The 20,730-nt window shown below is 64.7% G+C and carries 13 protein-coding genes and 1 pseudogene; 7 read left to right on the top strand and 7 right to left on the bottom strand.

Annotated features, from left to right (window positions below):
* Positions 1-51 precede the first annotated feature (51 nt).
* Complete coding sequence (locus M5I08_RS19830) at positions 52-1,542, bottom strand: bifunctional aminoglycoside phosphotransferase/ATP-binding protein (protein WP_219069913.1); 1,491 nt, start codon at positions 1,540-1,542, stop codon at positions 52-54.
* 196 nt (positions 1,543-1,738) lie between these two features.
* Between M5I08_RS19830 and M5I08_RS19825 the strand changes: the two genes are divergently transcribed.
* Entirely contained in the window at positions 1,739-2,719 is a 981-nt protein-coding gene (locus M5I08_RS19825) for an Acg family FMN-binding oxidoreductase (protein ID WP_219069911.1), read from the top strand.
* On the opposite strand, the gene M5I08_RS19820 is transcribed toward M5I08_RS19825, so the two are convergent.
* Complete coding sequence (locus M5I08_RS19820) at positions 2,601-3,773, bottom strand: ISL3 family transposase (RefSeq protein WP_249762922.1); 1,173 nt, start codon at positions 3,771-3,773, stop codon at positions 2,601-2,603. The genes M5I08_RS19825 and M5I08_RS19820 overlap by 119 nt on opposite strands.
* 146 nt (positions 3,774-3,919) lie before the next feature.
* Between M5I08_RS19820 and otsB the strand changes: the two genes are divergently transcribed.
* The 3 genes from otsB to M5I08_RS19805 all read left to right on the top strand — a co-directional run bounded on the left by otsB (position 3,920) and on the right by M5I08_RS19805 (position 12,136).
* On the top strand, positions 3,920-7,549 hold the full coding sequence (otsB, locus tag M5I08_RS19815; protein ID WP_249763409.1) for a trehalose-phosphatase: 3,630 nt from the start codon (positions 3,920-3,922) through the stop codon (positions 7,547-7,549).
* A gap of 750 nt (positions 7,550-8,299) precedes the next feature.
* The gene (ppsA, locus tag M5I08_RS19810) at positions 8,300-10,708 is read left to right on the top strand and encodes a phosphoenolpyruvate synthase (protein ID WP_219070116.1); all 2,409 of its coding nucleotides are present in this window, start codon (positions 8,300-8,302) and stop codon (positions 10,706-10,708) included.
* 96 nt (positions 10,709-10,804) lie between these two features.
* On the top strand, positions 10,805-12,136 hold the full coding sequence (locus tag M5I08_RS19805; RefSeq protein ID WP_219070115.1) for an alpha/beta family hydrolase: 1,332 nt from the start codon (positions 10,805-10,807) through the stop codon (positions 12,134-12,136).
* Positions 12,137-13,007: 871 nt separating this feature from the next.
* Here the strand turns inward: M5I08_RS19805 and M5I08_RS19800 are convergent.
* Positions 13,008-13,463 carry a DUF5709 domain-containing protein gene (locus M5I08_RS19800; RefSeq protein ID WP_219070113.1) on the bottom strand — a complete coding sequence of 152 codons (456 nt, stop codon included), beginning with the start codon at positions 13,461-13,463 and terminating at the stop codon, positions 13,008-13,010.
* 531 nt (positions 13,464-13,994) lie between these two features.
* Here M5I08_RS19800 and M5I08_RS19795 point away from each other — a divergent pair.
* Positions 13,995-14,873 carry a CBS domain-containing protein gene (locus M5I08_RS19795; RefSeq protein ID WP_219070111.1) on the top strand — a complete coding sequence of 293 codons (879 nt, stop codon included), beginning with the start codon at positions 13,995-13,997 and terminating at the stop codon, positions 14,871-14,873.
* 69 nt (positions 14,874-14,942) lie between these two features.
* Here the strand turns inward: M5I08_RS19795 and M5I08_RS19790 are convergent, their stop codons facing one another.
* Together M5I08_RS19790 and M5I08_RS19785 are read right to left on the bottom strand one after the other, a co-directional pair.
* Positions 14,943-15,377, bottom strand: a complete 435-nt coding sequence (locus tag M5I08_RS19790) for a pyridoxamine 5'-phosphate oxidase family protein (RefSeq protein WP_219070120.1) — start codon at positions 15,375-15,377, stop codon at positions 14,943-14,945.
* Positions 15,378-15,715: 338 nt separating this feature from the next.
* Positions 15,716-15,922 carry a hypothetical protein gene (locus tag M5I08_RS19785; RefSeq protein WP_219070109.1) on the bottom strand — a complete coding sequence of 69 codons (207 nt, stop codon included), beginning with the start codon at positions 15,920-15,922 and terminating at the stop codon, positions 15,716-15,718.
* Between the two features lie 132 nt (positions 15,923-16,054).
* On the opposite strand from M5I08_RS19785, the pseudogene M5I08_RS19780 reads away from it, so the two are divergent.
* Positions 16,055-16,586, top strand: a pseudogene (locus M5I08_RS19780) (serine hydrolase domain-containing protein); the annotation flags it as partial.
* A gap of 26 nt (positions 16,587-16,612) precedes the next feature.
* Here M5I08_RS19780 and M5I08_RS19775 read toward each other — a convergent pair.
* Entirely contained in the window at positions 16,613-18,517 is a 1,905-nt protein-coding gene (locus M5I08_RS19775; RefSeq protein ID WP_219070107.1) for a pyruvate kinase, read from the bottom strand.
* Positions 18,518-18,651: 134 nt separating this feature from the next.
* Entirely contained in the window at positions 18,652-18,918 is a 267-nt protein-coding gene (locus M5I08_RS19770) for a hypothetical protein (protein WP_219070105.1), read from the bottom strand.
* A gap of 584 nt (positions 18,919-19,502) precedes the next feature.
* On the opposite strand from M5I08_RS19770, the gene M5I08_RS19765 reads away from it, so the two are divergent.
* Positions 19,503-20,729 carry an IS110 family RNA-guided transposase gene (locus M5I08_RS19765; RefSeq protein WP_249763288.1) on the top strand — a complete coding sequence of 409 codons (1,227 nt, stop codon included), beginning with the start codon at positions 19,503-19,505 and terminating at the stop codon, positions 20,727-20,729.
* Position 20,730 lies beyond the last annotated feature (1 nt).

Below are 20,730 nucleotides of genomic sequence, written 5' to 3'. Positions count from 1 at the left end.
GCGATGCGGGATGCGCTCGCCGCCGAAGGCGGTCTGCTCTTTGATATCGGTCTAATGCACGTTGCGCCAGAGCGTTTCAGCCCGGTCGGTGCAATCGCATAACGCTTGGCTCGTGTCGATGGGGTGGGCAGTCTCCCACGCATCGTCACGCATGGCCAGCGCCCGGGCGATGTGCGGAGTCGCGTCCGAGGCGCCGGCGGCACGGTGCTCGACGCGCCCGACCGCTGCGCCCACTGACGTCCAGCAGACGATCTCGAGCAGTATCGATGCGGTCTGGCTGGCCAGTGCATGGGCTAGGCGGCGCTGGCGGGGGTCTCGCCAGGTGCCGTCGAGGATCACGGACCGCCCGCTGGTCAGGGATAAGCGTGCGCGCCGGATGACGTCGTGGTATACGGCGGCGACCTGGTCCGGCCGATAGAGACCCTCGTCAAGGAGGCCGCCCTCACCATCTATCGTGCCCTGCCGTCGCAGTTCGCGCCGCACATCGTCGGTGGAGATAACCTCTGCGCCAACACGATTGCCGAGTGAGTGGGCGAGTGTGGTCTTGCCGGTTCCGGGTGCGCCGCCGATAAGGACCAACCGAGGCGCCCCCGCCATTAGGTGTTCGAGCGCCAGCGTCAAATGACGCGATGCATCGCCCGAAGCCTCGGGGTGTCCCTGCTCGAACCGTATACAGTCGACCTTCGCACGGACCACCGCGCGATAAGCGATGTAGAAATGCTTCAGCGAAGCCGGGGCATCGTCCTTGGCCGCGGTGCTGTAGGTATCCAGGAAGTAGTCGGCAAGGTCGTTGCGTCCGAGGAACTCTAGATCCATTGCCAAAAATGCCGCATCGTCGATGCGGTCGACGTACCGCAGACGATCGTCGAAATCCAGGCAATCGAGCAGCACCGGACCGTCGGGCATGCAGAAGGTGTCTTCGGCCATCAGGTCACCGTGCCCGTCGACGACACACTTATCAGCGATGCGCCGCCCGAACAGCGCTGTACGACCGGCGATGTATTGTCTTGCCAAAGCTTCGACTTGCTCGATTAATTCGAGCGGCACCACGGTTCCTGCGAAATCTTTCAGTTCGGCGAGGTTCTCTTCCCACCGTGCGCTGATGGCGCCAGCCTTGCCCTGCGCGTCCACGGCTCGGCTGTGGCACGCGCGGGTGTGAAAGGTCGCCAATGCTTCGGCGATGTCGGCCAGTTCGCTTTCCGCCGCGGCGCCGTGTTTGACGAGCGTGCTCAGCCGCCGCGAGTCGGGATAGCGACGCATCACGACGATGGGCTCAGCGGGGCCTCCGGCCGGGTCGCTCCAGTGTCCGACTCCCAGATAGCTCTCGGGTGCTAGCCGGCTGTTGAGCAGGACCTCCCGGGCGCAAGCTCGCTCACGGCGGTCGGCGGTGCTGAAGTCGAGAAAATCGGTTACAACGGGTTTCTTTGCCTTGTAAGCCTTGTCGCCGACGAGCACCACGACACCCGTATGTGTCTCATGCACCTCTACATACGGGCTGATCCGTCCCGCGGACACTGCAGCGAGCTGACGGGCATGTTCCATGGCACGATCTTGTGCCGGCGTAATCGCCGGGTCTAGCGTCGGAGGGCCACGGTCGTGGCGGTGAAGGTCACCACATGCCAGGGCCAAAAGTCCCGGCCGCGCAGACGGTGCCGGAGCGGGCCACCGGGACTAACGACTCTAGCGGCCCACGTTTGCCTCAGTAGGGTCGATCTCAGACCGACGTGGAGGAACTGACATGCCGCAAACGATGCCGGACATCGATGTGGTTAAGAAGGCGGTGCTACTGGCGTGCCGCGCGCCGTCCGTGCACAACAGCCAGCCCTGGCGCTGGGTGTCTGAGGGCGTGGTGTTGCACCTGTTTGTTGATCGGCACCGCTGGGTACACCGTGCCGACCGTTCCGGCCGGGAGGCGATCATCAGTTGCGGGGCTGTCCTCGACCACCTTCGCGTCGCCATGGTGGCAGCCGGTTGGCAGGCGCACGTCGAGCGCTTCCCAAATCCGAACGATCTAGATCATTTGGCATCAGTCGAGTTCAGCCCACTTGAATTCGTCACCGAAGCGCAGCACAAGCGCGCGGAGGCAATTCTGCAACGCCGAACCGACAGACTTCCGTTTAGCCGCCCAACCTTCTGGGCATGGTTGGAGCCGGTGTTGGGCAGCAGCCTCGACAGCGACATCGCGATGCTGGATGTGCTCTCCGATGAATTGCGCCCGAAATTGGCGAAAGCCTCCTATCTTACCGAGACGTTGCGCCAAAACGACGTCTCCTACCATGCCGAATTGCAGTGGTGGACATCGCCGTTCGCGCTATCGGAAGGCATACCTCCGGAGGCGCTGGCATCCACGTCAGAACGGTGGCGCGTCGATCTGGCGCGAGATTTCCCCGCCCGGGGCGATGCCGACCGGCGTGCGGACGTCGCTGTGGACTGCTCCAAGGTTCTTGTGCTGTCCACCGAAGGAGACGCCCGAGCGGAGGTATTCGGTTGCGGCGAGGCCTTATCCACCGTGCTGCTGGAGTGCACGATGGCCGGTATGGCGACCTGCGCTCTGACGCATCTGATCGAGTTGGACGAGAGTCGCGATATCGTGCGCAGGCTCATCGGTGAACGTGGTGAGCCACAAGTGTTGATCCGTGTCGGCATCGCACCGCCCATGGAAGACCTGCCCGCGGCAACGCCACGGCGGCTGCTTGACGACGTGCTGGAAATCCGATAGCGAAGCCGGGTCTTTGGCGATGGTGATGACGGCGCCGGTGGCTTGCCCACGACAACCAGCCGGCCAGCAGTTGGTGTCCGGCGCGGCCTTTGACTCGAAACACTTCGCGGAGTTGCTCTTTGAGCAGATACGCCCGGTAGAGAGCGCGGTTGGTGTCGGCGATCGCTGCGAGGCTGCTGCGTTGCTCGCCGGTCAAATCGGCCGGGTTTTTGCGGGTTGCCCACATCGCGTGCCGGTCGCGGACACCGGCTTTGGTCATGGTCCGCGCCCGCACCTTGTCTAGCGCTTTGAGCGTCCAGGCCACTACATGGAATGGATCTAGGCAGATCAGCGCCTGCGGGGCACGCGCTCGCACCACGGCGTGGATCCATTCCGCACCGTCGCAGCTGACATGGCTCAACTGCGCGGCGCGTTGGGTTCCCAGCTGGTCAAAGAACGCCCCCAGGGTGTCCTGGTTGCGGCCCTCACGAGCCCACACCAGCCTGCCTGTCGTGTGGTCCACGATCACCGTTAAATAGCGGTGCCCCTTGCGGTACGAAATCTCGTCGATACCGATCCTGGTCAGCCCGACCAGCAGGTCGTTGGTGTCGCGACCGTCGGCGACCACCCGGGTCACGATCGCCGCCACGGTGCGCCACGCTATCCGCAACAGCACGGTCAGCACGCTGAGCGCGGTATGGGCGGCCAGCCATGCGCAGGTGTCCTCGAATGCCCAGGTGTGGCGGGCGCCGGCTCGCGCCCACGGCACATGAGCCACCACCACTCCATGCTCACTGCATTGCACCCGTGGTGCGGCGGCCTGCAGGTATGCCTTGGTGGCGCCCACGTCCAGGGTGCGCCACCGCCGCGAGCTCTCTCCGCCGTCATATCCGGGGCAGCGGCGGCGGCAGCGTGAACAGCGGCTAGTCTGCGAGGCCTTGGGACGCACCGAAAACACCAGCACTTCGCTGCTCACCGGCGTCTTGGCGCGTGAGGTCTCGACCTCTATCGATACGTCCTCGACCACCATGTCTTGGCCACCGAGAGCCCTCGCGAATACCCTGGAATTGCGCAACGCCGTACCCCTTCTTCGTCTTGAACCTCCAACAGTCCAAAACGTAAGCAGGACACGGCGTTGCGCCCAAACCCTTCAGGTCGCAGACCCACAACTATGTCAGAAGAGCCGCGCCGGTGGTGGTTGACCCGCGCTACTACGACGCGGTGATCTTCGATCTTGACGGTGCGGTGACTGATACGGCCGCGTTCGATTCCACCATTGCGTTAGCACGCAAGTTGCAAGATGCGCAGATGCGCACGGGCGCTTATTCATCGAGCGCTGACTGCAAGCGGGCTTTTGCTGCTGGCGGTATCGGCGACATTTCCGCCGTTCCGTTCGATGACGTCGTCAGCGGCCAATCTGGCCTGCCGGGGGCACCAGACCCGGCCGTTTTGCTGGAAGCAGCGCGGCGGCTCGATTGTCGGCCCGAACGGTGCGTCGTCATCGAAAGCTCCGAGGACGGGGTAATCGCCGGCCGTGTCGGTGGATTTGCCCTCGTTATCGGTGTCGATCAAGCGGGGCATGCCGACAAGCTGTGCCGCAACGGCGCCGATGTGGTGGTGACCGACCTCGCCGCGGTTACGGTGCGCTGCGGGGATCGCCGGATGTCTACCCTTCCTGATGCGCTGCAGTCTTACGGCCAAATCGTCGCGGTGGTTGCCGCTCGACGACCGGCGGTGCTGCTCGACTTCGACGGCACGCTGTCTGCCATTGTCGATGACCCCGGCGCCGCCACGTTGGTCGAAGGTGCCGCCGACGCGCTGAAGGCGTTAGCCGCACAGTGCGATGTCGCCGTGCTCAGCGGACGCGACCTGGCTGACATAGTCGCCCGCGTCGGTCTGCCGGGCATCTGGTACGCGGGCAGCCACGGCTTCGAGTTGGTAGCCCCCGACGGCACCACCCACCACAACGAGACCGCCGCATCAGCGGTCGACGCGCTCGAACAGGCGGCAGCCGAACTGCGCGAGGGGTGCGCGCACCTCGCCGGTGTCCGTGTCGAGCACAAGCGATTTGCCGTCGCGGTCCACTACCGCAATGCCGCGCCCGGGGCTGTGCGCGAGGCGACCGCCACCGTTCATCGCGTCGGGCAGCGCAGCGGCCTTCGGGTCACCAACGGACGCAAAGTCATCGAATTGCGGCCGAATGTTGCATGGGACAAAGGGAAGACGCTGGAGTGGATCCTGCACCGGATCGCCGAACCCGACCCGCTACCCATTTACATCGGCGATGATCTCACCGACGAGGATGCGTTTGATGCGGTACGCCACGACGGCATCGGGGTCGTCGCGCGGCATGACGAGGACGGGGACCGCCCGTCGGCGGCCCGGTTCGCCCTTGATGGTCCCGACGCCGTCCGCGAATTCATCGAGCGGTTGGCGCGAGCAATCACCGCTGAGCGGGATGAACCCGGCAATCCATGGTCGTTCGTCTTCGTAGGCTATGAGCCCCGAGGTGAAAGGCTGCGCGAAGCGCTGTGCACGATGGGCAACGGTCATTTCGCCACCCGTGGCTGCGTGCCCGAGTCGTCGGCGGGGGAGGCTCATTACCCGGGCACCTACGCCGCTGGCATCTACAACCGGCTGACCGACCGCATCGGCGGCAGCACAGTCGACAACGAGAGTCTCGTCAACCTGCCGAACTGGCTGCCGCTGACGTTTCGGATCGACGGCGGCCCGTGGTTCGATATCGACTCAACCGAGCTGTCGTCCTATGTGCAAACGCTCGATCTGCGCCGAGCGGTGCTGATTCGGGAGTTTCGCTTCTGCGACCCTGCCGGGCGTACCATCGCGGTGACCCAGCGCAGATTCGCGGCGATGCATTTGTCCCACGTGGCCGCCTTGGAGACCACGGTGGTGGCCGAAAACTGGTCGGGCACACTCGAATTTCGATCCGCCATACACGGTGACGTCGAGAACCGACTGGTGGAACGCTACCGCGAGCTTTCCAGCAAGCACCTTACGGTGACCCAGCTGCGTGAGCTCTCCGATGACTCCGTGCTTTTGGGGGTTGCCACGGTGGAATCCCAGATACCGGTCGCGGTGGCCGTGCGAGCAACTGTGTGGCGCGATGAGGCACCGGTGTGGGCGGACTACCGGCTTGTGCAGGATGCGGCCCGCATCGGGCACGACATCGCGGTCGACATGGCAGTCGGGCAATCGGTGACGCTGGAAAAGGTCGCCACCCTTGCCACCGGGCGTGACCCAGCAGTATCAGAACCGGCGGACGAGGCTGAGCGGCAGCTGCACCGTCTGGGCCGGATCAGCGAACTATTGCACGGCCATTCGCTCATGTGGGCACACCTGTGGGAACGATTCAACATCGACATGGGTGGCAACTCTGACGAACTGCGGATTGTGCGCCTGCACCTGCTGCATCTTCTGCAGACGCTGTCGCCGAACACCGCCGATCTGGATGTCGGGGTACCTGCGCGCGGTCTGCACGGTGAGGCCTACCGCGGTCACATCTTCTGGGACGAGCTGTTCGTCTTTCCCGCACTGAATATTCATCTCCCCGCGGTGACCCGATCCTTGCTGCAGTATCGCTATCGGCGACTGCCACAGGCTCGCCGGGCCGCCCGAGAAGCGGGCTATGGCGGCGCGATGTTTCCCTGGCAGTCGGGCAGTGATGGTCGTGAGGAAAGCCAGCAGCTGCACCTGAACCCGCGTTCGGGTAGGTGGAATCCCGATCCGAGCGCACGCGCGCACCACAGCGGCATCGCCGTGGCCTACAACGTCTGGCAGTACTATCAGGTGACGGGCGACGTCGATTACATCGTCGATTACGGTGCCGAAATGCTGGCTGAAATCGCTCGCTTCTTTGTGAGTTTGGCCGGCTTCGATGCTGCGCGTGGACGCTATGTGATCCGCGGGGTCATCGGACCCGACGAGTTCCACTCGGGCTACCCCGGCCGGGTCTACGACGGCATCGACAACAACGCCTACACCAACGTGATGGCGGTTTGGGTAATCGTCCGCGCAATGGACGCCCTTGAGCTACTGCCGTTGTCGGACCGGCTCGATCTGCTGGAAAGGCTGGGCGTAGATGGCCCGGAACTTGACGTGTGGGACGACGTAACCCGACGCATGTTCGTCCCATTTCACGACGGCGTGATCAGCCAGTTCGAGGGTTATGAGCAACTGGCCGAGCTGAATTGGTACGCATATCGCCAGCGATACGGCAACATTCAGCGTTTGGACCGTATTCTGGAAGCCGAGAACGACAACGTCAACCACTACAAGGCATCCAAGCAGGCTGATGCGTTGATGCTGTTCTACCTGCTTTCCTCCGACGAATTGCGTGAATTGCTCAACCGGCTGGGCTACCGGTTCGATCCCGACCAGATCCCGAAAACCATTGACTACTACCGATCCCGCACCTCACACGGGTCCACGTTGAGCGCCATTGTGCATTCTTGGGTCTTGGCCCGCGGCGACCGGGAACGGGCCATGAAGTATTTTCAGCAGGTCCTGTTCTCCGACATCGCAGATGTGCAGGGAGGCACCACCTCCGAGGGCATTCACCTGGCCGCCATGGCCGGCAGCGTCGATCTGCTGCAGCGGTGCTTCACGGGTCTCGAATTCCGCGCCGACCGGATCGTGCTCAATCCGCTGTGGCCCGAAACGCTTGGGAAGCTTACTTTTCCGCTCAGGTACCGCGGTCATCGCCTTCACCTCGAGGTCAGCGGGCGCCAAGCAAAGATCAGCTCGGATTCAGAACAGGCCAACGCGCTCGACATCGAATACCGGGGCCGCGTCCAGCGCCTCATGCCTGGACACACCATCGAGTTCTGCTAGTGAGGTTGCGAATGATGAACGCCGAGGCAATGCCGGCGCCGAACGACACATTGACGGGGCCGGCGTGCCTCGACCGGGCGGCGATCGCGCGGTACGTGCTCGGGCGGCGCACGCCCGAAGGGGGCTACTGCTTCTACCGCACACCGCAATGGGCCGTCGAGGAGCCTAACGCTCCGGATACGCTGGCCGCGCTCGAATTGCTCAAGCTGCTCGGCGTCGACATTCCCGCGACTCGGCAGACCGGCGATTGGCTACGCGGCCTGCAGGACGAGCGCGGCGGATACCCGACCTTGACGATCGGCTGGGCGGCGCTTCGCGCGCTCGACCTGCTCACCATGGTGCCGAAGTTCTCCCCGGATCAGTGGCTGCGTGGCCGAGTTGAGGCGTTCTGCGATCGCGGCGGGCCGCGGGACTGGCGTGCGGCGATCGTCGACGCGGCGCATCTGTGCGAGCTAATGCATCTGCGGCACAACGATCTTCGTGGATCAGAACGTGACAGCGCGGCCGCGTTGCTGGATGCAGCGCGTGCCGCCGACGGAGGATGGGCGTCTCCCGGTGCGGACTTGGAGGAGCGGATCGGGTTGCCAGGGCGGGTACTGGCCCCCGACGCGGGAACCACCTCGGTCGGGGCGCTCTGCAGCGCCCGGACGGCGGGCTGGGCGCGCGCCACCGAGCGATCTCATCTTTGCAGGCCACGTGGCTTGGCCTGCAAGCCATGGCTCTGCTCAACCGGCTACGAGAGGGGTAACCATGAACACGCCGAAATACATACGGTTCTTCGAGGAATTCGGCATCGAGGACGTTCCGCTGGTCGGCGGAAAGAACGCCTCCCTTGGCGAGATGTACTGCAAGCTCTCCGACGAGGGGGTGTTGGTACCGAACGGCTTCGCCATCACCGCGGACGCCTACTGGCGGATGCTCGAGGCGGCGGGGGCTATGGAGCCGCTGCGTGCCGCTCTCGACGGGCTCGATCCCAGCGACGTCGCCGACCTGGCACGCCGCGGCAAGCAGGCCCGCGAAATCGTGTACGGCGCAGGGCTGCCCAACGACGTCGCCGACGAAGTGCTCGCCGGGTACCGACGGTTGCAAAGCGAGTACGGCGAAGATGTGAGCCTGGCGGTGCGCAGCTCGGCGACTGCGGAGGACCTGCCGACGGCAAGCTTCGCCGGCCAGCAGGACACTTTTCTGAACATCCGCGGCGAACAGATGCTGCTCGACGCCTGCCGGCGTTGCTTCGCGAGCCTGTTCACCGACCGGGCCATCCACTACCGCATCGACCAGGGCTTCGATCACTTCAAGGTCGCCCTGTCGATCGGTGTGATGAAGATGGTCCGCTCCGACCTCGCGTCCTCGGGCGTGATGTTCTCCCTCGACACCGAATCCGGTTTTCGTGACGTCGTGTTGGTCACCGGCGCCTACGGCCTCGGCGAAAACGTCGTACAGGGCGCGGTCGACCCAGACGAGTACTACGTCCACAAACCCACTTTCGCCGCGGGCCACCGTGCCGTGTTGCGCCGCATGCTCGGCGACAAGGCGGTGAAGATGGTCTTCGTCGAAGGCTCGACCAAGCAGACCACCCGCAACATCCCCGCGCCCAAGGCCGACCGCGAGCACTTCTGCCTCGCCGACGAGGACGTCCTCGAGCTGGCCGATTATGCGATCAAGATCGAGCGCCACTACGGGCGGCCGATGGATATGGAGTGGGCGAAAGACGGCATCGACGGGCGGCTCTACATTGTGCAGGCCCGGCCGGAGACCGTCGCCTCCCAGCACACGGTGACCACCGTGGAGAGCTATGTGCTCGAAGGCTCCGGTGAAGTGCTTGTCGAGGGCCGTTCGGTGGGCGAGAAGATCGCCTCGGGTACAGTCCGCAAGATCGAAAACCTGGCCCACCTCGCGGAGTTCAGGCCTGGCGAGGTGCTGGTGGCCGACACCACCACACCGGACTGGGAGCCGGTGATGAAGACCGCGGCCGCGATCATCACCAACCGGGGCGGGCGCACCTGCCACGCAGCGATCATTGCCCGCGAACTCGGGGTCCCCGCCGTGGTGGGTACCGGTAACGCGACCTCGCGCGTGGCCAGCGGCCAAACCGTCACCGTGTCCTGTGCCGAGGGTGAGACCGGGCGCGTCTACGCCGGAGAGATTCCGTTTGCGGTCGACCAGACCGAGATCACCAGCCTTGCGCGCCCGGCCACCGAGATCATGATCAACCTCGGCAATCCGGACCTGGCATTCAAGAGCTCGTTTTTGCCCAACGACGGTGTGGGCCTGGCGCGGATGGAGTTCATCATCAGCGAGTCGATCAAGGGCCACCCGCTCGCGCTGCTGCACCCCGACAAGGTCACCGACCCCGAGGCGCGCTCTCAGTTGGCACGTCTGACTCGCGGCTATCCCGACGGGGCGAGTTTCTTCGTGCAGCGGCTCTCCGAAGGGATCGGCACTATTGCCGCGGCGTTCTGGCCCAAGCCCGTTGTGGTGCGCATGAGCGACTTCAAGACCAACGAGTACGCCAGCCTCATCGGCGGCGCCGACTTCGAGCCTGACGAGAACAACCCGATGCTCGGCTTCCGCGGAGCCTCTCGTTACGCCCACCCCGCCTACGCGGACGGTTTCGCGCTCGAATGCAAGGCGATGAAGCGGGTCCGCGAGGAGATGGGGCTGACCAACGTGATCCTTATGCTGCCGTTCGTGCGCCGCGTCGCCGAGGCCCAACAGGTGCTTGACCGGATGGCGGAACTCGGGCTGCGGCGCGACGAGAACGGCCTGAAGATCTACGCGATGTGCGAGATTCCCAACAACGTCCTGCTGATTGACGAATTCTCCAAGCAATTCGACGGCTTCTCCATCGGCTCCAACGATCTCACCCAGCTCACCCTGGGCGTCGATCGGGACAGCGAGATCGTGGCGTTCGACTTCGACGAGCGCGACGAGGGTGTCAAGGAGATGATCCGGCTGGCCGTGGATGGCTGCCACCGCAACGGCATTCACTCCGGACTGTGCGGACAGGCGCCGTCCGACTACCCGGACATGGCCGAATTCCTCGTCGAGGTCGGCATTGACTCGATGAGCCTCAACCCCGACACCGTGCTCAAAACCACCAAACAGGTGCTGCGGCTCGAGCAGCGGCTGGGGCGCGCCCCGCGGGCCACCCCTTGAAGCCTGCGTGGATGAGGAAGTGCACGAGGAATTAGTCACCACATGAGCGGCCGGAGGACCCTTTGATGTGCCAGCGCCTCCCTCACGCTCGAGAACATGATGCACTTCGCTGACCGTGCCGACGCCGGCCGCAGACTGGCCCAGCGCATGAAGTCCGTCGATGGCCGGGACGTCGTCGTGCTCGGCCTGCCGCGAGGCGGAGTGCCGGTAGCCTTCGAGGTCGCCAAGGCGTTGCGGGCCCCGCTGGACATCCTGGTAGTGCGTAAGCTCGGCGTGCCGTTTCAGCCCGAACTCGCCTTCGGCGCAATCGGTGAAGGCGGCGTGCGGGTGATCAACGAATCCGTCGTGCGTGATGCGAACCTCACCGAGCACGACATGGCCGCAGTCGAACGCAAGGAGCGCGCCGAGCTGCAGCGCCGGTTAGAACGCTTCCGCCACGGACATGACCGGATCCCATTGGCAGGGCAGACCGCCGTGATCGTCGACGACGGCGTCGCAACCGGCGCGACGGCCAAGGCAGCGTGCCAGGTTGTGCGCGCCCAAGGCGCGGCCGGGGTCATATTAGCGGTTCCCATCGGCCCGGCCGATATCGCCGAGAGCTTCGGCGAATATGCCGATGAGGTGGTGTGTCTGGAGACACCCGCGCTTTTCTTCGGGGTCGGTCAGGGATACCGCAATTTCGCGCAGACCTCCGACGACGAGGTGATTGCACTGCTCGATCGTGCTAGCGGCGGCTATCAGGATGTGGTCACCAGCGCCAGCGTGGACGATCCCCCGCTGCGCGAGGAGGACGTCCGGATAGCCGCCGGGTCCATGACGTTGTTGGGGCATCTCACGATTCCGGAGCATCCGAGGGGCATCGTCGTCTTCGCCCACGGCAGCGGGAGCAGCAGGCACAGCCCGCGCAACCGCTATGTTGCCACGGTGCTGAACGGCGCCGGTTTCGCCACGCTGCTGTTCGACCTGCTCACGCTCGAGGAAGAACGCAACCGCGCCAACGTCTTCGACATCGGGCTACTCGCCGGCCGGCTGGTCCACGCCACCGAGTGGCTGGCCGGTCAGCCGGACACCGCATCGCTGCCGGTGGGCTACTTCGGTGCCAGCACGGGAGCCGGCGCGGCGTTGGCTGCGGCTGTCGATCCCCGGGTGAAGGTGGCAGCGGTCGTTTCCCGCGGGGGCCGGCCCGATCTCGCGGGCGAACACCTGACCAGGGTTCACGCGCCGACCCTGCTGATCGTCGGAGAGCGTGACGAAGCGGTCCTCGACGTCAATCGGCGTGCCCGGGACGCGATACCGGGCAAATGCCGAATCGTGGTGGTCACGGGAGCGACTCACCTCTTCGAAGAGCCGGGCGCTCTCGGGAAGGTTGCGCTGCTGGCCCGCGACTGGTTCATGATGTACCTCGGACAGGCACCCGCAGGCCTTTGAGTAGCGCGAGAATCCTTGCGCTCGTGCCCGGGCAGCTTTCCTTCAGTAGCTCGTCAGCGCCCGCCCGCTCGTCGTAGTCCTCCGTACGCGCTTTCGCAGTCTCGGCATCAGACGGTGGCGACCAGGACCTTCGGCTCTCTTTCTCGCCGTCTTCTGCGCGGGTCAGGGAGCTCAGCGCCTGGAGATCGCGCAGCATGGTCGGTGATGGACTCACGACCAACGGCCTCGACAGGCGGGACTTCAGACCCCTGTCGCCGGTGCTGGTCAACCGGTGAGATACCCGATGGGGGATCTGTGCATCCCAAATGTGAAAGCTCGTCTTTACCGATGACATGACAGGCGCAAACGGAGGTTTGGCAATGAGCTTTACACCGCAGTCGCAGATCAGGACGCGCATGTTCACCCGTGTAGTGGGTCCGTACCTTGTCATCGGCCCGGTTACGGTCGGTTGTAGCGCACGCCTCGCGCATGCGTGAAATGCTTTCGGACTTTCAAGCAAACATATTGTGGCCGTGGGTCCCGTACTCACCTACGCCGGACGCCGGGCATACGACCATCTCCAAGGGCGCCCGTCAGATGGCGCCGAGGTTGTGGTGCGCCACCTGGACCGCCGCGATGCTACTGCTGCAGTAGGGTGCGGATGTCTGGCGGGAGCTGATCCAGGACAACCGCCGAGCAGAAAGACTACTTCACATCAGTCTGGTCAAGGAGACGCACGCCGAGAACGTCGAACTCGTCCAAGCCGGGTGGCCAGGCTGGGCAAGCCACCGGCCACCCTGCTGACCGTGCGACCGGCGTCTAACTAATGGACGTGAGGTGCCGCTGGCCCCGCCGACGAAGGACCGCCCACCGCGGTTCCGGAGGACCCCGGCTACTCCCCTTCTTCTATGATGTGAACTGCGGCTTCCTCAGCGGATGCTGCGCCTCCGCTGATACCGACGTCCTCTGCGACCAGTTCGGCCTCGCTATCTTCACCAAATCCCATGTCCGGTGCGACAAGTCGGCCTGCCCGCGCGCGTCCAACCTCGTCTCGCCGGGGAAATTCGGTTTCACGCTCGGCTTCGTCTGAGTGTTGTTGCTCGTCCTTGTCGAGCGGGACATTTATCCGCGATGTCGGGTCTTGTTCTTCCTCTGCGAGCAGCTGGTCCATGCTTTCAGACGGGCCAAGGGCGCCAGGTCCGTATAGCCGCTCGGGTGGCGAATATCCCTCATCGAGCACGTCATCGACGCCGCGGTCGATGAGAGTGTCCTCCGGCTGAAGCTGGTTGTCGTCCTCCACGCTGTATTCGCCTGCCGCCGGGCCGGTACCGCCATAGGGAGTACTCATGACTTGCTGGCCAAGTTGTCGAGGGTCGGTGGCTGGCGATGGCTCAGGGGCGCAGATCGCTTTGACGAGTCGGCCGGTTGCGCGTTCGGTCGCAGTCGGTGATCATTCCGCGCAAGCGCATAGTCCCGGCAGGTCGGCAGCATGCCCATGCCTAAATCCCCATATGTTGGACCGCGGCGGTGGAAGCCTCGCCCTATCCCACACACGTTGCTCCCGATATGCATAACGTCGCGGCCCGTGGTCATTGTGCACTCCTGAATCGTGACGGTGCTGTGGTATTCGGCTCTCAGACACTCCAAACATAAAGGCGGCGATATTGCCCCGCCTAGGGCCATTCGTCCTTTCAGCCAACGACCTTGGACCGCCGACCCGCGGATCACACTCTCCGGCACCGCCACCGACACTGATCACAGGTGAGGTGGGGCCAAATCAGACCGTCACAACGACACCCTGTCGCCACACAAATGGGGCCATTTCAAGCCGGGCGGATTCCAGTGAACGTCGCAACACGGATGCTATTCGGAGGTTGCGGTGGGAACAGAGCGGAAGACCCGACACGGCAAGATGCTCGTGGAGAAGCAGGAGTGGTTCGTTCGGCTGATTGCCCAAGGGGTAAGCAACGCCCAGGCGTGCCGGATCGTGGGAATCAACCGCAGGACAGGGACACGCTGGCGCTATGGGCGCACAATCCTGAACAAGGCCGGCGAGCAGGTGCACTATCCAGCGGTGAGTCTTGCAGAACACAAGCCGCGACATCCCCGATACCTGTCGCTGGCCGAGAGGACGACGATCGCCGACTTGCACCGCGCGGGTGTCAGTGTGTGCGCCGTCGCCGAGGAGCTGGGCAGGGCGGCCTCGACGGTCTCCCGGGAGCTGCGCCGCAACGCTGACGATCAGGGCCGCTACCTGCCCGCCACGGCGCAGCGGCTTACGGTCGAGCGGCAATCCCGGCCGTCGCGGACGCGCCGCGTAGCCCGTGACGAGCAGCTCCATGGTGTCGTCGCCGACGTCATGACTCCCGATCCGCACATGGCTCCAGCCGACATCACCGTCGAGGATTTCATTCATCGTTACCTGCTTGGCGACCGCCACTCGGCGTATCCGGTCGCCGACCGCGACGGATCGATCATCGGGCTGATCACCCTGGCGCAACTGCGCGGCATCGCACCGAGCCAGCGCGCCGCCACCTTAGTGCGCGAGGCCGCGATACCCCTACCCCGGGTGCCCACGGCGGCACCACACGAGCCGCTCACCGTACTACTGGAGCGGCTGGGATCAGACGCCGGCAACCGTGCTCTGGTCGTCGATGAGGGCCGTCTGGCCGGCATTGTCACCGCAAGCGACCTCAGCCGATTGATCGACGTGTATCGGCTCGCGTCTCCACAGGCGGATGTCGCCTACCGGCGCTGATTATCGATTTTGTCCACCGTTCCAGTAACTACTTACCTTCCGTCCGGGACAAGGACTGTCGACGGGTGGTTAGGCGAAGGTGGATTCGCGGTCGGGTTCGGGGCCGAAAAGGAATCTCCGGCCGCTAATGGTTGAGGCGTGTATGCGAACATAGTTGAGCTTCAAGGTTGCGACCCAGGGCCGCAGCCCGGCACGGTCCGCCTCGTCGATCTCCGCAGCGGTCGACAAAACGTCGGCGGTGCCTTGGACGATGACACTCCAGCCTTCATCGAGTGAGTGTCCATCGGCTTCGAATACAACGTTTTTGTTGATGACCACGCTCAACAGCTTGGTGCCCTCGGCAGTCCGAAACAGCACGGTGGGTCGCTGGACGACGAAGTTAACCGGAAAGATTTCGGGGCGTGAACCAACGCATACCACCAATCGGCCCAGTGCCACACTGGCCAGCAGCCCCCAGCTCTCATCCTCACCGAGAATTGTCACCGACTCATCGCTGACGGCCATGGCCAACCCTGGCATGGGCCGCACTGGTCTTGCTTGCGCACAACGGTTTTGGTCACCCGATCTCACCCGCCCGTAATACTGAAACGATGACCAGGGCATCGGATCCTCAACTGATGCAGTGCAACCGGGTAGTGCGATCGTCGTCGGGCGCACGGGAGCGTGCGGCGGCTATGAAGCCGGCGCGCTGTCGGTGTTGGTGCCACGGCTGCGCGCTGCGGGCTGCGAACCTCGGGTGTACGTCTGCGCGCCGGCGCGATCTGACGTGTGTCTGACTCAATGAGGCATTCGTGGTTCGAAATACCAGCCAAGAGCGGTGCGTGTTCATGGTTGGGTTTCCTTCAGGTGCCGGCGGTAGTCGATGCGGTCGCCGCAACAGTCGGCCCGTAGCCGGCGCGTGACGCGATGATAACTTTCAGGGTGTAACCGTCCGGGGCATAACCGAATTGGTTGGGATGCCGGAAGCCGTCTCGTTCCATGACGTACCAGGCCCCAGTGGCGCCACAGGTCAGCCGCTGCAACTCTTCGGGCAGGATCGACTCCCACAATGAGCACTAATCGCCTACAGTACGAAACACGATGGCCTCAATCCCTTCCGCTACAAGGGCTTTGAGGCCATCTTCCCAGGTCAACGCCAACAAACCGGGGATCGACGCGCCGACTTTTTCAGGTCGAAGTAGCTAGTCGACGTGTGGACCGGGTGGGCCGACCGGCGTGGCACGGTGCCGTGGTCGGCGGATTCCGGTGCGATGGTGTTTTCGGTAACCAAGGACTTGGCTTCGACGGTCATCCATCGGCTTGTCGACCCGAGGTTGCTTGCCTACGACGCGCCGGTCGCCGAATACTGGCCTGCGTTCGGCGCGAATGGCAAGTCGGCTATCACCATTCGTGACATGATGCGGCACCGTGTCGGGCTGTCTCTCGGCTGCTTTCGGCGCAATGCACGCCCCGGGCATGAAAGCATTTGTGCAAGGTGACATCCCCATGCTCGACAGCGAAGTACCCGCAGCCAACGGGGTTTGCACCGCACGGACGCTGGCGCGGCTATACGGGGCGATCGCCAACGGCGGCCAGTTCGATGGAACACATTTCCTGGCATCGGTGGCCATTTCGGGTGTGCTGCCGAGATTCGGTCACATTGGTTTAGGCGGATCGATCGGGTGGGCCGACCCGGCCAGCCGAATAGCGTCCGGCTTTGTGCACGCTAGGCTAGCGCGCTGTCACGGCTGGCCCCGCGATCAGTGCGGCGCGGTGCTGGGGTGCCAGGAGCGCAGCGACCGTAGCAGGCTGGTTCTTTTTTGGTGGTGTCCTGTCATGCGCCGAAGAATCTTGTCGAGGACCACCACGGCCTCACCGATGTAGGGGCCCTTGTTGAGCATTACGCATTCGGCCCGCTCGCTCATCGCGGCATCGCTGATCTCCGCGCGTGACGGGTTGCCGGTTTTGGCCAGTTGTTCAAGGACCTGGGTCGCCCAGATCACCGGGAGATGCCCGGCCTCGCACAGCCACAGGATCTCCTCCTGTAGTTCTGCCAACCGGTCGAAGCCGGACTCGACAGCGAGATCTCCGCGCGCGATCATTACCCCCGCCCGCGGACGGCGCATGGCGGCGAGCAGCAGTTGAGGCAGATGCTCGAACGCCTGGCGGGTTTCGATTTTCAGGATGATTCCCAAGTCTTGCGCGCCGAGCCGGTCCACCTCGTTGAGCAGTCCCTCGACATCGGAGGGTTCGCGAACGAACGACATCTCCACCATGTCGGCTAATTCCGCCACCACCGACAGGTCGGCGATGTCTTTGGCGGTCAGCGCCGGAATCGGAAGGCGGGTGTCGGGAACATTGATGCCTTTGTCGGCGCCCAGCCTGGATCCGCCGTCGGCGGCGCGATCGATGCGGATGCTCAACATCCCATCATTGACGCCCACGATGTGGCCGCCGATACGGCCGTCGTCGAATTGGACGGTTTCCCCGGCACGGGCGTGGTCGAAGATCTCCGGCAGGGTACAGCCGATCTGTGCCACACGGTCGGGTTGCACTGGGGCGGCAGCACAGTCACGGGTCAGCTTGAGAATGTCCCCGCGGTACAGCCGCAGGCTCTGCGGAACATGTGCCAGCTCACCGACCCCGGCCGGATCGTCGGCCCCGTCGACATGCAACACCGTTCCGGTACCCAGGTACGTTGTTTTGTCCGCGTCGATGACGAATCCTGCTGCGGCGGGTGTTCGCTCGTCGGCATACAGGGTGTGGCGACGGTTGGCACCGCGGGTGTCGCGCGTCAGCAGCACATCCCCCGCATGGCGGCGGCTCAGCCAGTCCCGGGGTACGGGGATGGTTGCCATATCGGCCCGGGGTGGGCTCACCGGGTCGTCGGCTGCGGTAAGCCACGCCTGCGCTGGGGCGATGACCTCGCCCAGGACGTTCCTTTGTGGACGAAGTTTGATGACCCGCGGACCGGGCTGCACTGGGCCGGTGCGCAGTTTGGGACCAGCCAGATCCATGGCGACCAGGCATATTCGGCCGGTCGCCTCGGCGGCATGTCGCACATTTCGGGCCATCGCCCGCCACGCCGCGGCGTCATCGTGGGCACAGTTGATCCGTGCGACGTTCATGCCACGTTGCACCAGTTCGAGCACCAGGCCTTCGTTGTCGGCGGCTTCGGAGGGAAGGGTGACCATGATGCGGGTCACCCGCCCCATCGGTTGCGGGCCGAGGAGGTCGATGGTTCGCTGGCGAAGCAGCCGCGCCCCCTCCTCGATCCCCACCGTCGGCAGCGGCGGCGGTGGGCGCCATCCGTTGCCGAGCATCGCACCGATCGCCGAGTGCACCAGCGACAGGGTTGCCTCAACATGGGCCTCGCTGCGCCCCAGCGATGACAAGCCGAAGGCGGCCAGGCGAGACTGCAGATCACGCAAATCGCTTTGCCGGATCGCCCAGTAGTGCACGAGGTTTCGCGCGCTGATGCGCTGCTCTGCGGCGACCTCCGTCAGCCACTGCGACCACAGCGATTCCGCCTCGCCCAAGTTGGCCAGCAGCTGATTTACTTCGTGTTCCAGCCGCAGCAGCTGTGAAACGGGATCCGGTCCCGCTCGGTGCGAGCGGCCTTCATGGTGGCCGGGCGGCCGGGGCTGGCTGGGCAGAACGGACATACACAACTCCTTCCATACCGCCAGCCAAGAGCGCGCAGTGGCGGCATACCAGCATTCCCGCCTATGACCGTTTGCTCGCCGCTCATGTCGAGGTTACGAATCTGGCGGCGCACGAACTCAGCCGGTTCGCCGGCTCACTCCTTGCTCAGGGTTTGGCCCGCGCTTCGTACAACGCTGCGCAGGAATTCGATTCGCACCTTGACGAGTTCCTCGGCCAAGTCAAGGGCCGCATCGACGACCTTCTTGCGCCGCCCCGGCTCGGCGACCACGGGGGTCACTTCGTCGACGAACTTGCGTACCGCCTCGATCGCTGTCGTGCGTCCGGTTTCCAGCGATTCGAGCACGTCGTCGGACAAGCCGGCCAGCCGCTCTGCCACCGTTTTCTGCGACGTCTCGGTCATGATCACGCTCCTCATGGGGTTTGGTGTTGCGTAGTTCGCTACATGCGGACACGAACCCGTGCAACGTCCTGACGGAGTCGACGCTATGGCGTCCAACGCCCACTCCAATAGTGGCTAAAGTCCTCCCTACCGACCGGACCGCGCCCACAGCCGGCGGGCGACCGGTAGCCGACACCGGCCAGCATGCGAGGAACCAGATCCCGCCCGTCCGGCCGGACAAGTACGCGGCTATCGGGCCGGGCAACTGTTACCCCGGCAACGGCCAACAATGGCCAACTACATCAGTAACGGTCCTAGTGCCCTTTGGTTAGGGACCAAAGCCTCCTAATGAGTATTAGCGGGTGCGGCCTTCGGGCAGACTTGCTACCGGTAGCGGCCGGTGGGTGAGCACTGATGCCTCCTGGATTTCGAGTCCTGATGTCAGATCGTCGCCCCCACCGGTTCGCCCGGGAGAAGGGATCGCTGATGGGATGTCGTGCCCGCCCGCGTGGCGTGAGCACTGCTTCATTAGGTCGCCGAGAGCTCTCCCGCACGCTGCCGGCTGTAACCCGGACAACTGCAGACAGGAGCGAGGAGTGGCGAAATTGCTGTACGTGGGCGACGATTGGGCGGAAGATCATCACGACGTCGAACTGATGGACTCGGCGGGACGCAGGCTGGCCAGGGCGCGGCTGCCCGAGGGCGCGGCCGGGATCGCGCGGTTGCACGCGATGATCGGCGCCGAGCTGGGCGCCGACGCCGACATGGCCGAGGTGGCGATCGGAATCGAGACCGACCGGGGCCCGTGGGTGGCCGCGCTGATCGCGGCCGGATACACCGTGTACGCGGTGAACCCGCTGTCGGTGGCCCGGTACCGGGAGCGGCACAGCGTCTCCGGCGCCAAGAGCGACCCGGCGGACGCACACACGCTGGCCGACATGGTCCGCACCGACTCGCACCAGCTGCGCCCGGTGGCCGGCGACAGCGCGGCAGCCGAGGCGGTGAAAGTTGTTGCCCGCTCGCACAAGACGATGATCTGGGACCGCACCCGCCACACCCAGCGGCTGCGGCACGCGCTGCGCGAGTACTTCCCCGCCGCGCTGGAAGCCTTCGACGATCTCGACGCGGCCGATGCGCTGGAACTGCTCGGCAGAGCCCCCGACCCCGCGTCGGCGGCGAAGCTGAACCGCAGCCAGATCCGGGCCGCGCTCAAACACGCCGGTCGCCGCGACATCGACACCAAGACCAGCCGGATCCAGGACGCGCTGCGCGGCGAGCAGCTCGGCCGCGACCCGGTGATCACCACCGCGTACGCGGCTGCCACCCGCTCGATCGTGGCCGTGCTCACCACCCTCAACGAGCAGATCGCGATCCTGCAAGAGCAGGTGGAGGAGCATTTTCACCGGCACCCGGACGCTGAGATCATCCTGTCGCAGCCCGGCCTGGGACCGATCCTCGGCGCCCGGGTGCTCGCCGAATTCGGCGACGACCCAGCACGGTACGCCGACGCGAAGGCCCGCAAGAACTACGCCGGAACCAGCCCGATCACCCGCGCCTCCGGCAAGAAGAAGGTCGTGCTCGCGCGGTTCGTGCATCAGGACAGGCTCATCGACGCGCTGATGACGCAGGCGTTCTCCGCGCTGCGCGCCTCGCCCGGCGCACGCGCCTACTACGACAAGCAACGCGCCCGCGGCCTCGGCCACAACCCCGCGCTGCGCCAGCTCGCCAACCGGCTCGTCGGAATCCTGCACGGCTGCCTCAAGACCCGCACGCTCTACGACGAAGCCACCGCCTGGCCGTCCCACAATCAAGATCAACAAACCGCCGCTTGAC

Source organism: Candidatus Mycobacterium methanotrophicum (assembly GCF_023515995.1).
Lineage (GTDB): Bacteria > Actinomycetota > Actinomycetes > Mycobacteriales > Mycobacteriaceae > Mycobacterium > Mycobacterium methanotrophicum.
Note: the sequence above shows the minus strand (reverse complement) of the source record. Positions and strands in the feature narration are given on the sequence as shown.

What these genes read in the sequence shown, in the direction of transcription:
- M5I08_RS19830 (WP_219069913.1), bottom strand. Translation starts at nt 1,542, where the DNA reads ATGGAACATGCCCGTCAGCTCGCTGCAGTGTCCGCGGGACGGATCAGC.
- M5I08_RS19825 (WP_219069911.1), top strand. Translation starts at nt 1,739, where the DNA reads ATGCCGCAAACGATGCCGGACATCGATGTGGTTAAGAAGGCGGTGCTA.
- ppsA (WP_219070116.1), top strand. Translation starts at nt 8,300, where the DNA reads ATGAACACGCCGAAATACATACGGTTCTTCGAGGAATTCGGCATCGAG.
- M5I08_RS19805 (WP_219070115.1), top strand. Translation starts at nt 10,805, where the DNA reads ATGATGCACTTCGCTGACCGTGCCGACGCCGGCCGCAGACTGGCCCAG.
- M5I08_RS19800 (WP_219070113.1), bottom strand. Translation starts at nt 13,463, where the DNA reads ATGAGTACTCCCTATGGCGGTACCGGCCCGGCGGCAGGCGAATACAGC.
- M5I08_RS19790 (WP_219070120.1), bottom strand. Translation starts at nt 15,377, where the DNA reads ATGGCCGTCAGCGATGAGTCGGTGACAATTCTCGGTGAGGATGAGAGC.
- M5I08_RS19775 (WP_219070107.1), bottom strand. Translation starts at nt 18,517, where the DNA reads ATGTCCGTTCTGCCCAGCCAGCCCCGGCCGCCCGGCCACCATGAAGGC.
- M5I08_RS19770 (WP_219070105.1), bottom strand. Translation starts at nt 18,918, where the DNA reads ATGACCGAGACGTCGCAGAAAACGGTGGCAGAGCGGCTGGCCGGCTTG.